Origin of the sequence: Ferrovibrio sp. (genome assembly GCF_025869515.1) — a bacterium.
Classification (GTDB): Bacteria; Pseudomonadota; Alphaproteobacteria; order Ferrovibrionales; family Ferrovibrionaceae; genus Ferrovibrio.
Genome location: NZ_JAOZVR010000077.1, coordinates 35,980 through 58,586 on the forward strand (window position 1 = coordinate 35,980; position 22,607 = coordinate 58,586).

The window sequence follows — 22,607 nt, forward strand, 5'->3', positions numbered from 1 at the left end:
TGTTCAAATCTTAACTGCACACAGGATCAGTGTTAGCTGCACTGTGTTCACTTAATGCCTCACGCGACACCCCTCATTAGCCACATTTAAACCCTTGGGCTTTATGTCATATGGGTGTAATGAATCTGTCATAATTGAGTTTTAAACTTGAAAGCCCCTCAGAAAATGCCTGTTTTCCGCGATCCTGACCCCGACCCCGACGGTACCCCGGACGCGTCCGCGCCCCCCGCCAGCTTTTTCCTGGCGCGCCATGACCGGGGGGCCGCGCGATGACCAGCAGTGCAGGCGCGACCGAACTCCTTCTCCATCTCGTCGCCGGCGTGGCGCTCCTGCTCTGGGGCGTGCGCATGGTGCGCACCGGCATGACACGCGCCTTCGGCGCGCCGCTGCGGCGCTATCTCGGCCAGGCGATGCGCAACCGTTTCCAGGCCTTCCTCGCCGGCGTCGGCGTCACCGCCCTGCTGCAGTCGAGCACGGCCACGGCGATGATCGTGTCGTCGTTTGCCGGCCGCGGCCTGATCGTCGGCGGCGCCGCCATCGCCGTGCTGCTGGGTGCCGGCATCGGTACATCGATCACCGCGCAGTATCTCTCGCTCGACCTGCACTGGCTCGGGCCGCTCTGCATCATTCTCGGCGTGATCGGCTTCTTCGCCTCGGAAAGCGGCCTGCCGCGCCATGTCGGCCGGCTTCTCATCGGTATCGGCCTGATGCTGCTGTCGCTGGAGATGATCATCGGCGCCTCGGCGCCTCTGCGCGACGCGCCGGGTCTCGCCGTGGTACTGCATCCGCTGGAACGCGAGCCCGTGCTCGGCGTGCTGCTGTTCGCGCTGCTCACCTGGCTGAGCCATGCCAGCCTCGCCACCGTGCTGCTGGCCGCCTCGCTGGCCAAGGCCGGCACCGTGGATGCGACGCTCGCCGTCGCCCTGGTGGTCGGTGCCAATCTCGGCACCGCGATCTCGCCGCTGGTGGCCAGCTCCGGTCAGCCGCCGGCGGCGCGGCGCGCCCAGCTCGCCAACCTGATCACCCGGGTGATCGCCACCCTGGTGGCGATTCCGTTCCTGAGCCAGATTCCGCAGCTGCTGGCCTGGGCCGGCGAAGATGGCGCGCGCATGGCGGTGAACGCGCATACCGCCTTCAACATCGCCATCGCGCTGGCCTTCCTGCCGTTTGTCACACTGCTCGACAGGCTGGCGCGGCGCCTGCTGCCCGATCTGCCGGCAACCGAGGCTGCCGGCAAGCCGCGCTATCTTGACAAGTCGGCGCTGGAAACGCCGACCGTGGCGCTCGCGGCCGCCGCGCGCGAAACCCTGCGCCTGAGCGATGCCGTGTCGCGCATGCTGGACGACACCATGACGGTGTTCACCCGCGACGATTCCAAACTGGCCAAGGCGGTGGAACAGGCCGACGATGCGGTGGATGGCCTCTACGAGGCGATCAAGCTCTACCTCACCGAACTCTCCAAACATGGCCTGGATGAAGCGGAAAGCCGCCGCTATGTCGACGTGCTGACCTTCACCACCAACCTGGAGCATATCGGCGACATCATCGACAAGAACCTGATGGAGCTGGCGCAGAAGAAGATCAAGAACAAGCTGGCCTTCTCGAAGGAGGGCCTGGCCGAACTGACCGACTTCCACCATCGCGTCGCCGCCAACCTGCAGATGGCCTGCAACCTGTTCATGTCGGGCGATGTGAAAATGGCGCGCCAGCTGCTGCAGGAAAAGGCCGATCTGCGCCTGGCCGAGCAGCAGGCGGCGGAGAACCACTACCAGCGCATCCGCGACGGCCGCGCCGAAAGCATCGAGACCAGCGCGATCCATCTCGACCTGATCCGCGATCTCAAGCGCATCAACAGCCATCTGACGGCTGTCGCCTATCCGATCCTGGAACAGGCCGGCGAACTGACGGCGACCCGGCTGCGCGCCGACGAGCGGCCCGACCGCTCCTCGCAGCGGATGGCCCAAACCAGCAAGACCGATCGCACCAGCCTGGCCTGAACCTACAGGGACAACCGTCTGGCCAGGAGCGGTGCACTCCTGGCCCAGGCGGCCTGCACGGCCTCGCTGACCATCAGCGCCAGGAACAGGCTGATAAAAATATCCGACAGGAAATGGTGATGCGCCATCATGCGCTGCACCGCCACCACCAGCGCCAGGCCGAAGAAGACCGCGCGCAGTTCAGGCCTCAGCCGCGACAGCACCGCCGCCATGGCGAAAGCCGTGAAGGCATGCGAGGACGGCAGGGAGGTGAACGGCTCGCCGCTGAACGGATCGGCGAAGCCATGACTGCCATCCTCCATCAGCTCCAACGGACGCAGCCGCGCCACGGTTTGCTTCAGCAGGAAAACCAGCAGATGGCCGACCGCCAGCGTGCCGGTGATCAGCGCCCCCGCGTGTAACAGTGTCCAGCCATGCCGGCCGGTGCGCTGCCGATGCACCATCCAGCCGCCGAGCAGGAGGCCGGGAATGCCAAAGGCAAGGTAATATTCACCGCGGCCCAGCTGCGAGACCGCCTCCAGCAGCGCGCCTGAATCGGTGACTCCCGTGCTCGACAGCCGCAGCGCCAGCGGCAGGTCGACATAGCGGATCAGCAGCAGCGCGACGACGCTGACCACCGCGATCTCGATGCCATACGGGCGCAGGAGCGCTGCAGCCGCCGCTGCAAGGCTTCGTTTCGTCACGCTGCATTCCTTCCGGCTCAATGCGCAGGCAGGGCATTGGCCCGTGCCCCCCCCTCTAGCAGATTGGGAGCAGGTGGCCGATGTCATCCGCGTAACATCGTGTTTCGGAATATGTCAGCGCTCTGTGGCAGGCCTGTGACAAGGCAACTGCAGCTGAGACGGCGCCGGTCAGGCCGCGCTGACCGCCGTCCGGCGCTGCCCGCTCTGCCGCGTCAGCAGCCACAGCGCGATCAGCACATTGACCAGGTTGAAGGCAATGCCGTTCAGCAGGGCGGCCTGATAGGAGCCGGTGAGATCGTAGATCTTGCCCGACATCCAGCCGCCGAGCGCCATGCCGGCCAGCGTGGACGAAATCGCCAGGCTGACACGGAAACCCGCCTGGTTTGCCGGAAACAGCTCGCGCACGATGAAGGCATAGCTCGGCACGATGCCGCCCTGCACCAGGCCGAAAATCGCCGAAATGACATAAAGCGACATCAGTCCGTCGAACGGCAGGTAGAGCGCCAGCGCCAGCATCTGCAGGGTCGACCCGAGCAGCAGCGTCTTCAGCCCGCCGATGCGGTCGAGAATGTAGCCCGAGGCCAGCCGGCTGATGATGCCGAAGCCGAGCATCAGCGACAGCATTTCGGCACCGCGCGCCGGGCCGTAGCCGAGATCGACGCAATAGGCGACGATATGCACCTGGGGCATCGACATGGCGACGCAGCAGCCCAGCCCCATGATGACGATACAGGCCTGGATGACATTCGGATGCAGGCCGAGCGGTCGCACAAAGCCGGCGGCAGCGGCCGCCTCGGTGGCGGGTTTCAGCAGCGGCGGTTTCGGCCGCAGGATCAGCGCCAGCGGCAGCATGGTGATCAGGCAGAACAGGCCCGTGTAGAGATGCGTCTGGCGCCAGCCGATCTCGGCGATGAAATGCTCCAGCACCGGCGGCCAGAGCGTGCCGGCGACATAGTTGCCGGAGGCGCAGAGCGCGATCGCCAGGCCGCGCCGCTTCTCGAACCACAGCGAGGTATCGGCCAGCAAAGGCGCGAACAGCGCCGCGCTGCCCAGCATGCCGATGGCGACGCCGGAGACGATGGCGAAGATCCAGAAGGTCGGCGAATAGGCGGCGACTGCGTAGCCGATCGACATGACCACTGTGGCGATCAGCAGCGGCGTCATGATGCCGCGCTTGTCGGCCAGCCGGCCCATCAGCACGGTACCGAAGACGAAGCCGATCATGGTCAGCGTATACGGCAGCGCGGCCTCGGCACGGGCGATGCCGAATTCGGCCTGCACCGCCGGCACGACGACCACCGGCGACCACATGCCGACGCCGCCGATGGTGCCGATCACCATGGCGGCCACCAGCCTGATCCAGGCATATCCGGAATCGACACGGCTCTCGGTCACGGGCAGTCCTCCGGGGTGGCGGGTCTTTTCTTGTTTTTACAGTTTAGTCGACAATGAACAGGCTGGCACCGGTCGCGGTACGCGAGCGATGCGGCTCGGCATTGTCGGCCACTTGATACGATTGCCCGGCTTTCATGACGAATTCGCGGCCATCTTCGAGTTCGGTGACCAGCTCGCCGTCCAGCACGAACAGGATATGACCCTTTACGCACCAGTGGTCGGCCAGGTAACCCGGCGTGTAATCGACGCGGCGCACCCGGATGCCGCCAAAGGTCTGCGTGCGCCAGGTGGCGCTGCCGGTCTCGCCCTTGTGATGGGTCGGCTCGATTGTCGACCAGTCGGTGGTGCCGAAGGGAATGTTGCTCATCTGCATGGCGATACGGGCTCCTGAAATCCATCCGCTTCTAGGCCCGGATTCCACGCAAATCCAGCGCGGAATTGTCAGGCGACAATGTGGCTGCTTAATGCGCCCCGAAAACCGCACCGCCGATAGTGATGGCACCGACCAGCAGCAGGATCAGGTGCAGCCGCCAGGCCCAGGCAAAGCTCGCATCAGAATCGCGCGCGGCCCAGCGCCGGAAGGCACGATGCAGCCACAGCGGTTCGAGGACAAAGAGCACGAAAACAAACAGCAGCCACAGCACCGCCATCGCCTGCATCCACCAGTAGGTCGCAAGAGACTGCATGGTGAAGCGATGCCACAGATCAAGTCGCCACAGCAGCCAGAAGCCGCTGGCCCCGGCGATGACCACGGCCCAGCGCGCGATCTCGCCGAACGGTTTCTCCAGGCTTTCAAACAGCGCCAGCCGCGCCCCGGCCGGCAGGCGGCGTGCCTGCGGCAGCACCACGAAGGTCACGAAGGCGATACCGCCGAACCACACGACAATCGACAGCACATGCAGCAGGCGGGCAAGCAGCAGATCGTCCATCGCTACCAGCCGAGCTGGCGGCTGGCGAGATCCTTCATGATTTCCTCGGCGCCGCCACCGATGGCATTGACCTTGACCTCGCGATAGATGCGCTCGACCCTTAGCCCCCGCATGAAGCCGGCGCCGCCGAAAATCTGCACGGCCTCGGAGGCGCAAAACGCCATGGTCTGCGTCGCCTGGTTCTTCAGCAGGCAGAGCGCGGCAATCGGGCTTTCGCCGTTGTCCAATGACCATGCTATGCGCTCCAGAAACGCCTGGCTCGCCTCGATGCGCTGTGCCATGTCGACCAGCTTGTGGCGGATCACCTGGTGGCGGATCAGCGGTTTGCCGAAAGTCTCGCGCTGTTTGGCATAGTCCAGCGCATCCTCGTAGGCCACCTGGGCGAAGCCGATGGCCGAGGCGGCCAGCCCGAGCCGCTCGTCGTTGAAATTCAGCATGATGCCGCGGAAGCCGGCATTCTCCTCGCCGATCAGGTTCTCGGCCGGCACGCGGCAGTCGTCGAAATGCAGCGTCGCGGTATCGGAGGCCCACCAGCCCATCTTTTTCAGCGGCGTGCGGGTGAAGCCCGGCGTGTCGCGCTCGACCAGCAGCAGCGAAACGCCAGCCATGCCCGGCCCGCCGGTACGCACCGCCACCGTGTAGTAATCGGCGCGCATGCCCGAGGTGATGAAGGTCTTCTCGCCGCGCAGGATGTAGTCGTTGCCGTCACGCTTCGCCGTGGTCTTCAGGTTGGCGACATCGGAGCCGCCACCGGGTTCGGTGATCGCCAGCGCCGCGATCTTCTCGCCGCTCAGCACGCCGGGCAGCACCTTGCGCTTCAGATGCTCCGATCCCAGCCTGGCGATCGGCGGGCAGCCGATGGTGTGGCTCATCAGCGAGGCGGCAACACCGCCCGAGCCACCGCGCGCCAGTTCCTGGCCGACAATGATGCCGTAGAAATGGTCTGCCGGCACGCCGCCGAATTCCTCTGGAAAATTCAGCTGCAGCAGGCCGATGCCGGCCGCCTTCCTGTACAGCTCGCGGGGAAACTCGCCGGCCTCGTCCCACCGGTCGGCAAAGGGCGCGATCTCTTTCGCCACGAAACGGCGCAGCTGCTCGCGGAAGGCCTCGTGATCCGGCGTGTAATACGGTGAGGCGCCGAGCATGCTCAGCTCCCGCTCTGCGGTTCGGTTTTTGGGGGCCGCAGCCGCGCCATCATGATGATGTCGTCGTATTCGCCATCCAGCTTGCGGGCGCGGCTTTTCACACCTTCGGTGACAAAGCCGAATTTGCGATAGAGCTTCACGGCGGATTCATTGCTGGCATAGACCTGCAGCTCGACCCGCTCGATACCGACACGGCCCGCCGTGTCGAACACCGTCTGCAGCATGAGCCGCCCCAGGCCCTGGCCACGCCAGGCGGCATCGAGCCCCATGCCGACGGTGCCGACATGGGCAAAGCCGTTGCGATGCGGCGTCTGCGGCTGCACATGGATGTTGCACCAGCCGACGACCTGCCCCTGCGGATCGACCGCAACGATAAACGGCAGGCCGCGCTGCAGCATGGCCTTGAGATAGAATTTCACCTCCGGCAGTGCCGGCGCCTCGGTGAAGGCGAGATAGCGCCGCTCGGCCGCCACGCGATTCAGGCAGGCGCGATAGCCCTCGGCATCGGCTTCGGTGATCGGGCGCAGGCTGGCTGCCGGTTTGTCACTCATCGCACACTCACTCGGCCGCAGCGGCCGGCGTCAGCGTGGCCAGCAGCTGGCGCGTCGCCACCTGGTCGCCCACCCTGACCGGCAGGGCATCCACGGTGGCATCCGCCCGCGCCACCATTTCATGCTGCATCTTCATCGCTTCCATGATCACCAGGCGCTGACCTTTCCTGACCTGATCGCCGACGGCGGCCAGCACGGCGACGATCCTGCCGTTCATTGGTGCGCGCAACTCGCGTTCGGCGGCGCCCTCGGCTTCCGCCGGCGGCGCCCAGGTCAGGTCGCGGCAGCTAAGATCGCGCGCGCCGCAGGCCAGATGCAGGTCATCGCCAGCAAAGGCATAAACCACATCCCGCGCGATGCCGCCAGCGGCAACCCGCAGATGGTTTTCGCACCGCATGGTCACGACATACTCGCCATCACCGATGCGATAGCGATCCACCCCGGCCACTGCGACCGTGTGTTTTACGGCTGTGCCGCCGATGCCAAGCCTGACGGGCCAGTTGAAGCTGCCGCCGGAATACCAGCTGCGCGCCGGATCGTGACCGAACCGCGCGGCACCCTGTTCGAACCACAGCAGCGCGGCGATGCCCTGCAGCAGCGGATCGGCCGCCGGCGCGGCCACCTGCGCGAAATGCTGCGGGATGAAAGCCGTGGTCGCTTGACCGGCCGCAAAGTCTTCATGAGACAGAAGATCGATCAGGAAACCGCGATTGGTCTCGATACCCAGCGCCACGGTGGTTTCCAGCCCGGCAACCAGCTTGCGGCGGGCGTCTTCACGCGTCGCGCCATGGGCAACGATCTTGGCGATCATCGGGTCGTAATGGGGCGTCACTGCCTGGTCGCGGGAATGCAGGCCATGATCGACACGCAGACCGTCCGGCGGCTGCCACAGCGCCAGCCGGCCCGATTGCGGCAGGAAGTTGTTGTGCGGCGCCTCGGCATAGAGCCGTACCTCGATGGCATGGCCGTCGAACTGCACATCGTCCTGCACCAGCGGCAGGCGCTCGCCGGCGGCGACGCGAATCTGCAGCGCCACCAGGTCCAGCCCGGTGATGGCTTCGGTCACCGGATGCTCGACCTGCAGGCGGGTATTCATCTCGAGGAAATAGAAACGGCCGTCGGCATCGAGCAGGAATTCCACCGTGCCGGCGCCGACATAGCCGATCGCCTTCGCCGCCGCGACGGCGGCCGCGCCCATCTTCGCCCGCAGGTCTTCATCCACGGCCGGCGACGGCGCCTCCTCGATCACCTTCTGGTGCCGGCGCTGCACGCTGCAGTCGCGCTCGCCCAGATGGATCGTGTGGCCGGCATGATCGGCAAAGATTTGAATCTCGACATGACGGCCGGCGGTGATCGCCTTTTCCAGGATCAGTTCGCCGGAGCCGAAGGCATTCTCCGCCTCGGCGCGCGCCGTGCGAATCGCATCATTCAGATCGGCTGTGTCGCGCACCAGCCGCATGCCACGCCCGCCACCACCCGCCGCCGCCTTCACCATCACCGGCAGGCCGATCTTTTCCGCCTGTTTCGCCAGCGCGGCATCCGACTGGTCAGGACCCTGGTAGCCAGGCACGCAGGGTACGTTGGCGGCGATCATGCGCTGCTTGGCGGCCGCCTTGTTGCCCATGGCGGCAATCGCAGCGGCCGGCGGGCCGATGAAGACCAGCCCGGCCCCGGCGCAGGCCGTGGCAAAGTCCGCATTCTCCGACAGGAAGCCATAGCCCGGATGCACCGCATCGGCGCCGACGATTTTCGCGGCTGCGATGACCGCATCGATGCTGAGGTAGCTCTGCTTCGAATCAGAAGGGCCGATGCAGATCGCACGGTCAGCCAGCTGCGTGTGCAAGGCGCCGGCATCGGCCTCGGAATACACCGCCACGGTGCGATAGCCGAGCGCGCGCGCCGAGCGGATCACCCGGCAGGCGATCTCGCCGCGATTGGCGATCAGGATGGTGGTGAAGGGTTTCACTATACTTCACCCAACCAAAGACCGTCACCCTCGGGCTTGTCCCGAGGGTCCATCCCAACTATCCGCGCATCGGCCAATAGACCTGCTTGGGCAGATGGATCCTCGGCACAAGGCCGAGGATGACGGTTTATGTGAAACGGTCTATCCATCCTCTCGATGCCTATTTCCGCTTGCCCGGCAGGGTGCCCATGTATTTCGAGATGATGCCGAGCATCACCTCGTCGGCACCGCCGCCGATGGAGGCGAGGCGGCTGTCGCGATAGGCGCGGCTGATCGGTGTCTCGTTCATGAAACCCATGCCGCCGAAATACTGCAGGCAGGCATCGGTGATCTCGCGGGCCAGCCGGCCGGCTTTCAGCTTGGCCATCGAAGCCAGCATGGTGACGTCTTCGCCTTTGAGCATGAGATCTGCCGCGCGATAGCTGATCGAGCGCAGCAGCTCGACTTCGGTGCGCAGCTCGGCAAGGCGGAAATGCACCACCTGGTTGTCGAGGATGGATTGCCCGAAGGCCTTGCGCTGGCGGGTGTAGTCGATCGTTTCGTCGATATGGCGGTCGAAGGCCATGAGTGACGAAAAGGCGCACCACAGCCGTTCCTCCTGGAACTGCTGCATCTGGTAGACGAAACCGTGACCTTCCTGGCCGATCAGGTAGCGCTGCGGAATGCGCGCGTCGTCGATATAGACCTGCGCGGTATCCGAACTGCGCATGCCCATCTTGTCGAGCTTGCGGGCGATCTGCACGCCTCGGGTTTTCATCGGCAGGCAGAACAGCGATTTGTTCTGGTGCACCGGCCCGTCGCCGGTATTGGCCAGCAGGCACATCCAGTCGGCCTGGGTGCCGTTGGTGGTCCACATCTTGCCGCCGTTGATGACGTAGTCGCCGCCGTCCTTCTTCGCCGTGGTCTTGATGCCGGCCACATCCGAGCCGGCGCCGACTTCCGACACGCCGAGGCAGACCACCTGGTCGCCGGCAATGGCGGGCGCGAGAAACTCTTTCCGCAGTTCATCCGAGCCGAACCGCGACAGCGCCGGCGTGCCCATATCGGTCTGCACGCCGAGCGCCATCGGCACGCCGCCGCAATTGATATGGCCGAGCGCCTCGATCATTACCATCTGGTAGGAGTAATCGAGGCCGAGGCCGCCGTATTCCACCGGCTTGTTGATGCCGAGGAAACCGAGCGTGCCCATCTTCTTGAACAGGTCGTGGGCCGGGAAGATGCCATCGCGTTCCCAGTCATCGACATGCGGATTGATTTCCGCGTCGATGAACTTGATCAGGTTGCGGCGCAGGCCGTCATGTTCCTGGGTGAATTCCATTTTATGATCCTCCCTTTATTCGTTCCGAAGACCGTCACCCTCGGGCTTGTCCCGAGGGTCCATCCCAACCATCCGTGCGACGGAATCGACAGATGGATGCTCGGAACAAGTCCGAGCATGACGGTTAAAACGCCTACATCCTCGCAATGCCGAACGCATTCTCCTTGGTCACGCGGGCATCCGCCTCGCGGCAGACCGACAGACACAGTGCGAGCACGCGGCGGCTGTCGCGCGGATCGATCAGCCCGTCATCCCACAGCCGCGCGGTGGCGAAATAAGCCGTGCTCTCCGCCTCCATCTTCGCCACCACCTTGGCTTTCATCTTGTCGAGTGCGGCCATGTCCGGCTCGGCACCGGCGCGACGGAATTTCTCTTCCGCCACGATGGCCAGCACGCCGGCGGCCTGGTCCGGACCCATCACGGCGATGCGGTTGTTGGGCCAGGCGAAAATGAAGCGCGGATCATAGGCACGGCCGCACATGCCGTAATTGCCGGCGCCGAAGCTGGCACCGATATGCAGGGTCAGTTTCGGCACGCGCGCATTGGTCACTGCCTGGATCATCTTAGAGCCGTGCTTGACGATACCGCCGCGCTCGGCCTCCTTGCCCACCATGTAACCGGTGGTGTTCTGCAGGAAGACCAGCGGCATGTCGGCCTGGTCGCAGAGCTGGATGAACTGCGCGGCTTTCACCGCACCTTCGGTATCGATCGGCCCGTTATTGCCGATCAGGCCGACCGCCTCGCCCTCAATGCCGGCCTGCATGCAGACGGTGTGGCTGCCATACGTCGGCTTGAAATCGGTCAGGTCGCTGGCATCCGCCAGCCGCGCCATCACCTCGCGCACGTCATAAGGCTTGCGGTAATCCACCGGCACGATGCCGCAGAGTTCGTCGATGTCGTATTCCGGCGCCGTCCACGACTTCTTCTGTAGCTGCGGCCCGCGCTCGTTCCACGGCAGACGCGTCATGATCTCGCGTGCGATGCGCAACCCGTCAGCGTCGTCCTCGGCCATGAATTCGGCCACGCCGGACACGGTCGTGTGCATCTCGGCGCCGCCAAGCTCCTCGTCGGTGGCGATCTCGCCGGTGGCGGATTTCAGCAGCGGCGGCCCGGCGAGGAAGATTTTCGCACGGCCCTTCACCACCACCACATAATCGCTCATGCCCGGGATATAGGCGCCACCCGCCGTGCTGGAGCCATGCACCACGGTGATCTGCGGAATGCCCGCCGCCGAGAGCCGCGCCTGGTTGGCGAAGCCGCGTCCGCCATCGACGAAAATCTCAGCCTGATAGTTCAGATTGGCGCCGCCGGATTCGACCAGGTTGACCACCGGCAGCTTGTTGCGGAAGGCAATCTCCTGCGCGCGGAGAGACTTGCGCAGACCCATCGGCGCGATGGTGCCGCCCTTGATGCCGCTGTCAGACGCCGTGATCAGGCAGCGGATACCGGCAATGCTGCCAATACCGGCGATGAAACCGCCGCCCATGATATTCTCGGCACCGTCGTCATCGTGCATCTGGTAACCGCAGAGCGTCGAGATTTCCAGAAACGCCGCGCCGCGATCCAGCAGATGGGCGATGCGGTCGCGCGGCGTGATCTGGCCGCGCTTCTCGAATACCGGGCGGCGCGCATTCGAGGTGTCGCGCACGCGCTGCTCCAGCGCACGGAAGCCTTCCACCAGCGCCAGCATATCGGCGCGGTTCTGCCGGTAGGTGTCGGAGCCGGTCTCGATCTGCGAACGCCAGACAGCCATGCGCTAGTCCTCCAGCACTTTCGGCGTCACGGCGCGGTGGAAACCGTCGAACGGCTTCGGCGCATTGTTGTGTTTGGGCAGCGGATAATGCCGGCGCGCATTCGGCACGGCGGCATCCACACGCAGGGTCGTGCCGCTGATGAAGCTGGCGCCCGGCGAGAGCAGGAAAACGATGGCTGCCGAGACTTCTGCCTCGTTGCCCAGCCTTTGCATCGGCACATGGTTGCGCATGTCGCGAATGAGCGGCTTCATCCAGTCGGGGTAGGTGTCCATGCCGCTGGAGGCGATCCAGCCCGGCGCCACGGCATTGACCCGCACGCCGGAAACGCCCCACTCCGTGGCCGCCGTTTCGGTGAAATTCACCATGCCGGCGCGTGCCGCACCGGAATGGCCCATATTCGGCATGCCCATCCACATATCGGCGACGATATTGACGATACTGCCGCCATGATCGGCCATCCACTGGGTGTAGCATTCGCGCGCCACCAGGAAGCCGCCGGTGAGATTGTTGCGCACCACCGCATCCCAGCCCTTCTGGCTGATCTGGCTCAGGGGCGCGGGAAACTGCCCGCCGGCATTGTTCACCAGGCCGTCGATACGGCCGAAACGCTGGAGCGCCGCCTTCACCGTCTCGGCGACGCGCTCCTCCTCGCGGATATCGCAACTTAAGGCTTCGACCTCCGCGCCCGGATTATCGGTGCGCAGTTCTTCCGCCACTGCCTGCAGCTTGTCGATCTTGCGGCCGACCAGCACCAGCCTGGCGCCCAGCGCGGCCAGTTCATGGGCGGTGCAGCGGCCGATGCCGGAGCCGCCGCCGGTGACCATGACGACCTGGCCGGCGAAAACGGCATCACGGAAGACCGAGCGATAGGGCATCGGACTGTTTCTCTCCCTGTACGGTTCTGTGGTGAACCGCTGCGTTATTTTTATCGTGCCTGAACGCTACTTGACGCTAACGTAAGCGTCAATATAGGGTGCGAAAAACCCGCATGGCGCATGACGTTACGTCAATTCGCCCTGCCCGCAGCAATACCAAACGCAGCAATAACAAATCCGGAGCCCGAGATGTCGCTCGAACAGATCACCCAGCAGATGAGCCAGCGTGTGAAGCCCGGCGCGGTCGACGCGACGGTGAAGTTCGATTTCGGCGATGACGGCCTGATCTTCGTCGACGGCAATGCCGGCACGGTCACCAACGAAGATGGCGACGCCGACTGCACCATCACCATCTCGATGGCCAATTTCACCGCGCTGGCCAGCGGCGACCTCGACCCCACCACCGCCTTCATGATGGGCAAGCTGAAGGTGAAGGGCAATATGGGCGTGGCGATGAAGCTGCAGTCCATTCTCGGCTGAGCCCGATCCACCGCATGTGAAAAGGCCGGGCGGCAGCGATGCCGTCCGGCCTTTTTATTGCCGGCCTCAGGCCGCGGCGTCGCGGCGCGCCCGGCCCTGCGTCGCGGCAAACAGCAGTGCGCCGGCCAGCAGCGCCGCCTGCAGGCCGAGCGCCTGCAGGGTCGGATTGAAGCCGGCCTGCACCGCCCAGGCCGGCAGGCCGACATCGTCGTAAGGCAGCCAGCCGAGTTCCTGGACTTCCAGCAGGGCGCCGCCGATGAAGCGCAGGCCGAGCAGGAACAGGATGCCAGACGTTACGGCGAAGACCGGGCGCAGCGGCAGACGCAGCGCCAGTTTCGTCATCGCCAGGTAAATCAGCGCCAGCAGCAGGGCGGCCGCCGTCAGGCCCGGCAGCATGCCCGACACGCCGGTTTCCGCCTCGGCGGCCACCGCATGCAGGAACAGGATGGTCTCGGCGCCTTCGCGGAACACGGCCAGAAAAGCGATCCCCGCCAGCAGCCAGGGCCCGTCGGCCTGCAGGGCGCGGTTGGTCTGCTGCTGCAGGCGGCGCTTCCAGCCTTCCGGGTCGCGACGCAGCCAGAGCCAGCCGCTGACATACAGCAGCAGCACCGCCGCCACCGACATCACGACGGCTTCGGTCAGATCGTCATGGGCGCCGCCGAAATAGCGGTAGAAGATCCAGGCCGCCACCAGGCTGGCCAGCAGGGCGGCAACGCTGCCCCAGAGCAGGGCGCCGCGGCGATGGCCCTCGCCCGCGCGCTGCAGAAAGGCCGCAAGGGCGGCGATGACCAGCAGGGCTTCCAACCCTTCGCGCAGCAGAATGAAGAATGAGTCGACAGCGACCGACAGCATGACGGCGGCTCTCCTTTGTTTGCTTCAGGCGGGGCGGGGTCGACGCTATTGCGAAGCTTTCGCAACCACAAGACCGACACCGGTGACAAATCGCCGCGCCGCGCGCCGGATTTTGACCCTTGTCACGCCCAGCCTGCCGGCAGCCTGTCTTCACGGTCATAGCATGGCGCTGCGACGGCATGCGGGCCGGCAGCTTTGCCAGTGCCGGCAACCATTTGACCTCCGGGCCGCTGCAGGGCAAAGGTCAGATATGGAGCATAACGAGGCGATTCCCTATCTCCGCGAACTGGTGGTGTTTCTGGTCGCCGCCGGCATTGTCGTGCCGGTCTTCCACCGCCTGCGCGTCAGCCCGGTGCTGGGTTTCCTGATGGTCGGGCTGGCGATCGGGCCCTTCGGCCTCGCCCTGTTCGCCGATACGCTGCCCGCCCTGGCCTATGTCACCATCGGCGACATCGACGGCGTGCGGCTGATCGCCGAATTCGGCGTGATGTTCCTGCTCTTCACCATCGGCCTTGAACTGTCGCTCGATCGGTTATGGCAGTTGCGCCGGCTGGTCTTTGGTCTCGGCCTCGGGCAGATTCTGCTGACCGGGACGGCCATCGCCGGCATCGCCATGCTGTTCGGCAATGCCGCGCCGGCCGCCATCGTGCTGGGCTGCTGCCTGGCGCTCAGCTCCACCGCCATCGTCATGCAGCTGCTGGTCGAGACGCGGCGCAGCGCCACGCCGATGGGCCGCGCCAGTTTCGCCATGCTGCTGATGCAGGATCTGGCCGTGGTGCCGATCCTGCTGCTGCTCGGTTTCCTCGCCGCCGCCCAGCCCGGCGCGGATGGCAATGCCACGCTGCTGCCGCAGCTGGGCGAGACGCTGCTCGGCGCCGCCCTGGCCATCGGCGGCATCGTGCTGTTCGGCCGCTATTTGCTGGCGCCGCTCTATCGCCTGGTCGGCGCGGCGAAAAGCCCCGAACTCTTCATGGCACTGACCCTGCTGGTGGTGATCGCCATGGCAGCGGCCACCGGAATAGCCGGCCTGTCGATGGCGCTCGGTGCCTTTCTCGCCGGCCTGCTGCTGGCGGAAAGCGAATATCGTCACGCCGTCGAGGTCAGCATCGAGCCGTTCAAGGGCCTGCTGCTCGGGCTGTTCTTCCTGTCGGTCGGCATGGGCATCGATCTGCGCGTGGCGCTGGATCATGCCGGCTGGGTGCTGGTTTCGGTGATCGGCCTGTTCGTGCTCAAGGGCGGTATCATCGGCCTGCTGGCGCTGCTGTTCGGCCAGGGCCGCGCCGTGGCGCTGGAAATGGCGCTGCTGCTCGGCCAGGGCGGCGAATTCGCCTTCGTGGTCGTCGGCCTGGCCGAACGGCTCGGCCTGCTGCAGCTCGACGTCGCGCAGTTCATGCTGCTGGTGGTGTCGCTGTCGATGGCGCTGACACCGCTGACCGCGCAGCTCGGGCGCCGGCTGGCGCAGGCGATCGGCCATCGCACGGCCACGCGCGATCACGGCATTGCCGGACGCGATGACGAAGACCTGGAAGGCCATGTGCTGATCTGCGGCTTCGGCCGCGTCGGGCAAACGGTGGCGCGCGTGCTGGATAGTGAAAACATCCCCTGGGCGGCGCTCGACCACGATGCCATGACCGTGGCCCGCGAACGCGACGCCGGCCGTCCGGTGCATTACGGCGATGCCAGCCACGGCGAATTGCTGGGCAAGCTGGGGGCCGCGCGGGCCCAGGTCCTGGTGGTGACGCTGGACGATCCCGTGGCGGCCGGCCGTCTGGTCAGTGCGGCCCGCAGCGCGTGGCCGGCCCTGCCGGTTCTGGCGCGTGCCCGCGATATCCCGCATGCCGACCAGTTGCGCGGCCTTGGTGCCAGCGATGTGGTGGCCGAGGCCGAGGAAGCCTCGCTGCAGCTCGGCGCCATGGCGCTGGAACAGACCGGCCTGCCGGATGAAGCCGTGCGGCAGCGCATGGAGCGCATCCGTACCGCCGCCGTCAAACGCGCCGTCCGCGGCGGCCGTCCGGGCTGAGAGAGATCGGCCGCCGGCGCGGCGGCCGCGTTACGGCGCCCCGGTCGCAGCCGCAGGGAAAGCGATCATCCGGTCGGCCGGCAGCATGACGTTGACCGTGGTGCCCTTGCCGGGCGTGCTGGCGATGCCGACCGCGCCGCCATGCATTTCCACCAGCGAGCGCACGATGGCGAGTCCGAGGCCGGCGCCCTGGAATTGCCGCTTGTAGACATTGTCGATCTGCGCGAAGGGCTGCATCAGGCGCGGAATATCGGCGGCGGCGATGCCGATGCCGGTATCGGACACCCACAGGCGCAGGCCGGTGCGCGGCTCGGCCTGCAGGCCGCAGGTGATGCATCCGCCCGGCTGAGTGAACTTCACGGCATTGGACAGCAGGTTGAACATGATCTGGCGCACCGCGCGCTCATCGCCGCAGAAAGCCGGAACGTTCTCGGCGATATCGAAATCCAGCCTCAGTCCTGCTGCCGTTGCCTCGCGACGGATCACGCTGACCACATCGTTGATCACGTCGCGCAGGTCGAAACTGGATTCGTTCAGCGTGAACTTGCCCGACTCGATGCGCGACAGGTCGAGCAGGTCGTTGATGATTCCGAGCAGATGCTGGCCGCTGGCATGGATATCGGCCGAATAGGAGCGCACCAGCGATTCATTGGTGACATTGACGATGCCGGATTTCATCGCGTCGGAAAAACCGATGATGGCATTCAGCGGCGTGCGTAATTCATGGCTCATATTGGCCAGAAACATGCTTTTGGCGCGATTGGCGGCTTCCGCCTCGTCCTTGGCCCGCTGCAGGTAGCGCGCCATTTCGATCCGGTCGGTCTCGTCGGCATTCGTGCCGATCAGCTTGCGCGGCCGGCCGTCTTCATGGCGCTGCACCACCGACTGCACGCGGATATGGCGGATGCGGCCGTTTGGCAGCACCACCCGATGCTCGGTCTCGAAGCTGCCATGGCCGTCGAGCGCGGCCTTGTAGCGCGTCATCACCATGTCGCGATCCTCGGGATGGATGCGCGCCATCCAGGCATTGGCCGAGTTGTCCGGTATCAGCGGATCGCGGCCCCACAATTCCCAGACCCGCGCATCGGCGATGAATTCGCGGCTTTCGAAATCGTAGGACCAGATGCCGATCTGGCTGGCCTGGATGGCAAGCCGGAGATATTCGGCCAGCTCCTCAAGCTCGGCTTCATGCTGCTTGTGCGCGGTGATGTCGGTGATCTGCACGACGATATTCGCCATCGTGCCGCTGGCGCTGCGCGCGGCCGACCAGACCACAGCAGCCCAGAGATAGCTGCCGTCCTTTCGCCGGTAGCGCTTCTCGGCATGGTGCCGTTCCGTCTGGTTGTCGTTCAGCAGCCGATAGGCGTTTTCGGAATCGGCAATGTCATCGGGATGGGTCAGCGCGCGGAAATCGAGGTCATAGAATTCTTCGGGCGTGTAGCCAAGCAGGTCGCAGAGCGCCCGGTTGACGCGCAGGCAGCGGCCCTGCGGCGTCGCCAGCGCCATGCCGCTCGGCGAATGTTCGATGATGCTGTTCAGCGTCGCTTCGCTGTCGCTGCCAGGCTGCAAACCGGCGCGCCACTGCTGGCGGTCTCCAACTCCGATATCCACGGCCCGATCCTCTTTGCCTTTTCACCAACGTTACTAATGCAAAAACCCAGCTTGGCCGTCATATCCAATTGATTATGCGGGGTTATCTTTCAGTAATGCGTGACCGGCATGCCCGCCTCCGCTTTCCCGGTTGCATGGCATCCACCATGGGTCGGGCGATCTGCATAGGAAATTTAGCCGTATTTTGTTCTCTTTATGTATTGACATTGCCCGCGGAGATCCGCTATCCTTCCTGCAACACTGACCCGAGATAGCCATGCAGCCTCCGCCCGCCGGCATGCCGGAGAACCCGTCCGGGCCCGCCCCCACCCTGCCGCGCTCCGAACCGTTATGGCGCTGGATCGCCGGCGTGATGTTCGCCGTCATGGGCATCATCCTGCTGGTCTGCCTGGAATTCGTGATCGGCGTCGGCGCCCAGACGCTGACCAGGGGCACCGGCTATGAGAAGCCGGTCTATTACAGCCTGCGCATTGCCGCTTATCTGCTGCTGTTCGGCATGGCCGTCTGGCTCGTGCGCCAGTTCGTGGCCCCGGAGCGGCGCCGGAAATACTGGATCGGGCTGGGCATCGCGACCGCCATCATGATCAGCCCGGCCGGCCTATCCCTCTTCGCCATGGCCCTCCTGGGCGGCGTCGCCCTCTTCATCAACTGACTGATTTACGTAACTTTTATACTGAAAAGACTATTTGGAACAAAACAAGATCATACGAGAGGGGCTTTGCCAATGGTCTATAAGCCCCGCCCCTCCCGTCGCGAACAGCGGGCCGTGCTCGACCAGGCGCGCGATCGTCTTGCTGCCGGCGACATCGATGGCTACTGGGCGACCCTGGAAAAACAGGACGCCTATGCCGGCCTGGCCAGGGATGCGGCCGGCAATCGCGGCGAACTGGGCGAAACTGCCAATGCACGGCTGGAGCGTTTCGCCCGCGACCGGCGCGGCCGGCCGCTGACCGACAGCGAACGCGACGACATCCGCAACGCGGTGGCGGCCGCCGATCTGGCACAGCGCGACCGCAACCTGCAGGAGCGCGGCGATCATCGCATCACCGGCCAGCAGAGCGTGGAGTATCACGCCGCGGTTTTCGAAACGCGCGGCATTCCGAAGGAAGCCTATTTCCCGACGCTGCTGCAGCCCGATATGGGCGGCGCCTGGGGCCTGCCCGCCAATGTCGTGCTGCCTGATATCGCCGTGCCGACCGGCTTGCCGCTGACCGATATTTCCGACTGGGCACAGCAGGACTGGAAACCGGTCAGCGATCGCCGTTTCCGCGATGCGGTTAACGAGAATGCCGAGACCCTGCCCAGCCAGGGCCTGATGGAAACGGAAGGCTTTCACGGCAATGCGACGACGGAAACGCCGCTGCAGTCTGCGCAGGCAACGTCTTTTGCCGCGCAGTTCGCGACGCTGCCGCCGACACCGCAGCGCTGGCTTGATTTCACCCTGGCCAAAGCGCCGGGCGATCTGAGCGAGTCCGATCTGCATGCCCTGCAGGCGCATGATGCCTATCTGAAGCCGCAGCACCGCCGGCATGACGATGCCTTTCGACTGGTCGGCGATACCTACCGCCATCTCTATGGCGATGCGCCGCAGGAGGCCGATGCCACCGGCCGGCCGCTGCGCAGTCCGCGGCGGCAGAACCTGCCGGAAACATCGGCGATGAGCGCTGCCGAACGTCGGCGCGGCGAACAGCTGGCCAGCCTCGGCGCCCGGCTCGACCGCTGGCAGCAGGATCTCGGCGGCGACGCTGCGGCACGCCATCGCGTCACCGGCTGGCTGCAGCGCGGCCTCAACGACCTGCTCTGGCCCGGTGCGCCGGCACCCGATGCGGTGGATGCGCGGCGCCGGCCGTATCGCGGCGGGCCGCTGCTGGTCGACGGCCTGTTCGGTCCGCTGACTGCCGGTGCGCTGGATGCGGCCGAAGCCGGCCTTGGCCTTGCGCCGCTGGAACAGGGCATTGCCCGCATCGCGGCGGTCGATCAGGGCTGGACGGCCGATACCGGACCGGAGACTGCACCGGGTCCCGTGCCGGACATTGAACTGGCGCCGATTTTCTTTGCGCCATAATGGCTTAACCGACTTGGCCTGAACCGGGCTTTCAGTTACTCTCCCGCCCCAGTGTTTCGTGCCAGGAGCGCCGGCAAGGCTGCGCCGGCCGTTTCGCCAGCTACAGCCTTCAGAGGGATTTCATGTCGCAACCGCAACCGCTCATGCATGGCAAGCGTGGCCTGATCATGGGCGTCGCCAATGACCGTTCGCTCGCCTGGGGCATCGCCAAGGCGCTGCACGACCATGGCGCCGAACTGGCCTTCACCTATCAGGGCGAGGCGCTGGAAAAGCGCGTCAGGCCGCTGGCCGCCGGTATCGGCGCACAGCATGTGCTGGAATGCGACGTCACCAATGCCGCCTCGATCGATACCACCTTCGCCACGCTGGAGAAGGCCTGGGGCAAGCTGGATTTCCTGGTCCATGCCATCGGCTTTTCCGACAAGAACGAGCTGAAGGGCCGCTATATCGACACCAGCCCGGAAAATTTCGCACTGACCATGAATGTCAGCTGCTACAGCTTCACGGCTGTCATGCAGCGCGCAGAAAAGCTGATGACCGATGGCGGCGCCGCCATCACGCTCACCTATTACGGCGCCGAGCGCGTGATGCCGCATTACAACGTGATGGGCGTGGCGAAAGCCGCCCTTGAGGCTTCCGTGCGCTATCTCGCCGCCGATCTCGGCCGCAAGAACATTCGCATCAATGCCATCTCGGCCGGTCCGATCAAGACGCTGGCCGCCAGTGGCATCGGCGATTTCCGCTATATCCTGAAATGGAACGAGCTGAACGCGCCGCTGCGCCGCAATGTCAGCATCGAGCAGGTCGGCGGCGCCGGTCTGTACCTGCTGAGCGAGCTGGGCTCCGGCGTCACCGGCGAAGTGCATCATGTCGACAGTGGCTATCACAGCGTCGGCATGGTCGCGGTCGATCAGGCCGCGCAGGTCGCCGACCTGCTGCTCTCGCTCGGCAGCAAGAAGGCCGAGTAAGCCTGCGCCATGTCTGACAATAGCCCCCATGTCTGATAACAGCTTTGGCCGGCTGTTCCGCGTCACCACCTGGGGCGAGAGTCACGGCCCGGCGCTGGGCTGCGTGATCGACGGCGCGCCGCCGCGCGTGGCGCTGTCCGAGGCCGATATCCAGGACTGGATGGACAAGCGCAAGCCAGGCACCTCGCGCTTCGTCACCCAGCGCCAGGAGCCCGACTCTGTGAAGATCCTGTCCGGCACTTTCGAGGGACAGACGACCGGCACGCCGATCATGCTGATGATCGAGAATGTCGACCAGCGCTCGAAGGACTACGGCGAGATCAAAGACAAGTTCCGTCCCGGTCATGCCGACTACACCTACTGGAGCAAATACGGCATCCGCGACTATCGCGGCGGCGGCCGCAGCTCGGCGCGCGAAACCGCGTCCCGCGTCGCCGCCGGCGCCGTGGCGCGCCAGGTGCTGAAAACCCTGCTCGGCCCGCAGGTGATGATCCGCGGCGCGTTGGTGCAGATCGGCGAAAAGAAAATCGACGGCAGCACCTGGAGCTGGGACAGCGTGACGCAGAATCCCTTCTGGTGCCCCGATCCGAAAACGGCGCTGGAGTGGGAAGATTATCTCGACGGCATCCGCAAGGCCGGCTCGTCCGTCGGTGCCGTGGTGGAACTGCGTGCCTCCGGCATTCCCGCCGGCCTGGGCGAGCCGATCTACGGCAAGCTGGACGCCGATCTCGCTGCGGCGATGATGAGCATCAATGCCGTGAAGGGCGTCGAGATCGGCGCCGGCTTTGCCGCTGCTGCGCTGTCAGGTGAAGCCAATGCCGACGAGATGCGCCTGAGAGACGGCGGTGCGGCATTCCTGTCCAACCAGGCCGGCGGCATTCTCGGCGGCATTTCCACCGGCCAGGACATCGTCGTGCGTTTCGCGGTGAAGCCGACTTCCTCGATCCTCAGCCCGCGCGCCACCATCGACCGCTTCGGCACTGAAACCGAGATCATGACCAAGGGCCGCCACGACCCTTGCGTCGGCATTCGCGCCGTGCCGGTCGGCGAGGCCATGCTGGCCCTGGTGCTGGCCGACCATCTGCTGCGCCATCGCGGCCAGGTCGGCGACTTTAAACAGGGCTTCGATCCGCGCTGATCGCGCGCTCAGCGACACAAATCGTCACCCTCGGATTTATTCCGAGGGTCCATCTGCACGTTCCGAAACACGGATGGTCGGGATGGACCCTTGGGACAAGCCCAAGGGTGACCGCTTATGTGTAACCCACACCCCCTGGCCAAAGACTTTGTTCCCGCCTGACTTCGCCCTAGTGTTGGGCCAGCCCAGGAGGAAACCATGGCCAATGCCAAAGCTGCCCCGAAGAAGACCGCCGCCAAAAAGACCACCAAGCCGCATGCCCTGAAAATTGCCGTGCCGCCGCGCGAAAAACTCGATCCGGCGACCCAGGCCTATTTCGCCAAATGCGACGCGAAGATCGGCTTCGTGCCGAATGTGCTGCTCAGCTACAGCTTCGATGCGAAAAAGCTGCGCGGCTTTTCCGAGATGTACAACGAGCTGATGCTGGGCGAGTCCGGCCTCAGCAAACTCGAGCGCGAGATGATCGCCGTGGTGGTCAGCAGCATCAACCACTGCTTCTACTGCCTGACCGCCCATGGTGCCGCCGTGCGGCAGATTTCGGGCGATCCGAAGCTGGGCGAACTGATGGTGATGAACTACCGCGCCGCCGAGCTGTCGCCGAAGCTGCGCGCCGCACTGGATTTCGCCGCCAAGCTGACCGAAACGCCGGCCAAGATCGTCGAGGCCGACCGCGAGGCGCTGCGGAAAGCGGGCTGGAGCGACAAGGACATCTGGGACATCGCCGCCACCGCCAGCTTCTTCAACATGAGCAACCGCATGGCGGCCGCCATCGAGATGCAGCCCAACGACGAGTATCACGGCGCGTTCCGGTGAGGCGGACCGCCGCCATCAATACAAGCCTGTCATCCTCGGGCTTGACC

General features: G+C 65.2%; 20 protein-coding genes. 8 read left to right on the forward strand and 12 right to left on the reverse strand.

Annotation, left to right across the window (positions count from 1 at the left end; all coding sequences use genetic code 11):
* Positions 1 to 269 precede the first annotated feature (269 nt).
* The gene (locus OJJ21_RS11965; protein ID WP_297686492.1) at positions 270 to 1,997 is read left to right on the forward strand and encodes a Na/Pi cotransporter family protein; all 1,728 of its coding nucleotides are present in this window, start codon (positions 270 to 272) and stop codon (positions 1,995 to 1,997) included.
* Between the two features lie 2 nt (positions 1,998 to 1,999).
* Here OJJ21_RS11965 and OJJ21_RS11970 read toward each other — a convergent pair whose 3' ends face one another.
* The 10 genes from OJJ21_RS11970 to OJJ21_RS12015 form a co-directional block, all read right to left on the reverse strand.
* Entirely contained in the window at positions 2,000 to 2,680 is a 681-nt protein-coding gene (locus OJJ21_RS11970; RefSeq protein ID WP_297686494.1) for a phosphatase PAP2 family protein, read from the reverse strand.
* Between the two features lie 168 nt (positions 2,681 to 2,848).
* Complete coding sequence (locus OJJ21_RS11975) at positions 2,849 to 4,075, reverse strand: MFS transporter (RefSeq protein WP_297686496.1); 1,227 nt, start codon at positions 4,073 to 4,075, stop codon at positions 2,849 to 2,851.
* Positions 4,076 to 4,118: 43 nt separating this feature from the next.
* Positions 4,119 to 4,448 (reverse strand): DHCW motif cupin fold protein, encoded by a 330-nt coding sequence (locus OJJ21_RS11980; protein WP_297686498.1) that lies wholly within the window; start codon positions 4,446 to 4,448, stop codon positions 4,119 to 4,121.
* Positions 4,449 to 4,536: 88 nt separating this feature from the next.
* Complete coding sequence (locus OJJ21_RS11985) at positions 4,537 to 5,004, reverse strand: hypothetical protein (RefSeq protein ID WP_297686500.1); 468 nt, start codon at positions 5,002 to 5,004, stop codon at positions 4,537 to 4,539.
* Positions 5,005 to 5,006: 2 nt separating this feature from the next.
* Entirely contained in the window at positions 5,007 to 6,149 is a 1,143-nt protein-coding gene (locus OJJ21_RS11990; RefSeq protein WP_297686502.1) for an acyl-CoA dehydrogenase family protein, read from the reverse strand.
* 2 nt (positions 6,150 to 6,151) lie between these two features.
* The gene (locus OJJ21_RS11995; RefSeq protein ID WP_297686504.1) at positions 6,152 to 6,700 is read right to left on the reverse strand and encodes a GNAT family N-acetyltransferase; all 549 of its coding nucleotides are present in this window, start codon (positions 6,698 to 6,700) and stop codon (positions 6,152 to 6,154) included.
* Between the two features lie 7 nt (positions 6,701 to 6,707).
* Entirely contained in the window at positions 6,708 to 8,666 is a 1,959-nt protein-coding gene (locus OJJ21_RS12000) for an acetyl-CoA carboxylase biotin carboxylase subunit (RefSeq protein WP_297686506.1), read from the reverse strand.
* Positions 8,667 to 8,826: 160 nt separating this feature from the next.
* The gene (locus tag OJJ21_RS12005; protein ID WP_297686508.1) at positions 8,827 to 9,984 is read right to left on the reverse strand and encodes an acyl-CoA dehydrogenase family protein; all 1,158 of its coding nucleotides are present in this window, start codon (positions 9,982 to 9,984) and stop codon (positions 8,827 to 8,829) included.
* A gap of 133 nt (positions 9,985 to 10,117) precedes the next feature.
* Positions 10,118 to 11,737: a carboxyl transferase domain-containing protein gene (locus OJJ21_RS12010; RefSeq protein WP_297686510.1), complete on the reverse strand. Its 1,620-nt coding sequence runs from the start codon at positions 11,735 to 11,737 to the stop codon at positions 10,118 to 10,120.
* A gap of 3 nt (positions 11,738 to 11,740) precedes the next feature.
* Entirely contained in the window at positions 11,741 to 12,613 is an 873-nt protein-coding gene (locus OJJ21_RS12015) for an SDR family oxidoreductase (RefSeq protein WP_297686512.1), read from the reverse strand.
* Positions 12,614 to 12,802: 189 nt separating this feature from the next.
* Here OJJ21_RS12015 and OJJ21_RS12020 point away from each other — a divergent pair, with 189 nt between their 5' ends.
* Complete coding sequence (locus OJJ21_RS12020) at positions 12,803 to 13,093, forward strand: SCP2 sterol-binding domain-containing protein (protein WP_297686514.1); 291 nt, start codon at positions 12,803 to 12,805, stop codon at positions 13,091 to 13,093.
* Positions 13,094 to 13,159: 66 nt separating this feature from the next.
* On the opposite strand, the gene OJJ21_RS12025 is transcribed toward OJJ21_RS12020, so the two are convergent.
* On the reverse strand, positions 13,160 to 13,945 hold the full coding sequence (locus OJJ21_RS12025; RefSeq protein WP_297686516.1) for an FTR1 family protein: 786 nt from the start codon (positions 13,943 to 13,945) through the stop codon (positions 13,160 to 13,162).
* Positions 13,946 to 14,195: 250 nt separating this feature from the next.
* Between OJJ21_RS12025 and OJJ21_RS12030 the strand changes: the two genes are divergently transcribed.
* On the forward strand, positions 14,196 to 15,965 hold the full coding sequence (locus OJJ21_RS12030) for a cation:proton antiporter (protein WP_297686518.1): 1,770 nt from the start codon (positions 14,196 to 14,198) through the stop codon (positions 15,963 to 15,965).
* Positions 15,966 to 15,995: 30 nt separating this feature from the next.
* Here the strand turns inward: OJJ21_RS12030 and OJJ21_RS12035 are convergent, their stop codons facing one another.
* Positions 15,996 to 17,576 (reverse strand): PAS domain S-box protein, encoded by a 1,581-nt coding sequence (locus tag OJJ21_RS12035; protein WP_297686520.1) that lies wholly within the window; start codon positions 17,574 to 17,576, stop codon positions 15,996 to 15,998.
* 256 nt (positions 17,577 to 17,832) lie between these two features.
* Between OJJ21_RS12035 and OJJ21_RS12040 the strand changes: the two genes are divergently transcribed.
* The 5 genes from OJJ21_RS12040 (at position 17,833) to OJJ21_RS12060 (ending at position 22,560) form a co-directional block, all read left to right on the forward strand.
* The gene (locus OJJ21_RS12040; RefSeq protein ID WP_297686522.1) at positions 17,833 to 18,228 is read left to right on the forward strand and encodes a hypothetical protein; all 396 of its coding nucleotides are present in this window, start codon (positions 17,833 to 17,835) and stop codon (positions 18,226 to 18,228) included.
* A gap of 72 nt (positions 18,229 to 18,300) precedes the next feature.
* Positions 18,301 to 19,641: a hypothetical protein gene (locus tag OJJ21_RS12045; protein ID WP_297686524.1), complete on the forward strand. Its 1,341-nt coding sequence runs from the start codon at positions 18,301 to 18,303 to the stop codon at positions 19,639 to 19,641.
* Between the two features lie 122 nt (positions 19,642 to 19,763).
* On the forward strand, positions 19,764 to 20,609 hold the full coding sequence (gene fabI / locus OJJ21_RS12050) for an enoyl-ACP reductase FabI (protein ID WP_297686526.1): 846 nt from the start codon (positions 19,764 to 19,766) through the stop codon (positions 20,607 to 20,609).
* 28 nt (positions 20,610 to 20,637) lie between these two features.
* Positions 20,638 to 21,747, forward strand: a complete 1,110-nt coding sequence (gene aroC, locus OJJ21_RS12055) for a chorismate synthase (protein WP_297686528.1) — start codon at positions 20,638 to 20,640, stop codon at positions 21,745 to 21,747.
* A gap of 198 nt (positions 21,748 to 21,945) precedes the next feature.
* Positions 21,946 to 22,560, forward strand: coding sequence for a peroxidase-related enzyme (locus tag OJJ21_RS12060; RefSeq protein ID WP_297686530.1), 615 nt, complete (start codon positions 21,946 to 21,948; stop codon positions 22,558 to 22,560).
* Positions 22,561 to 22,607: the final 47 nt, after the last annotated feature.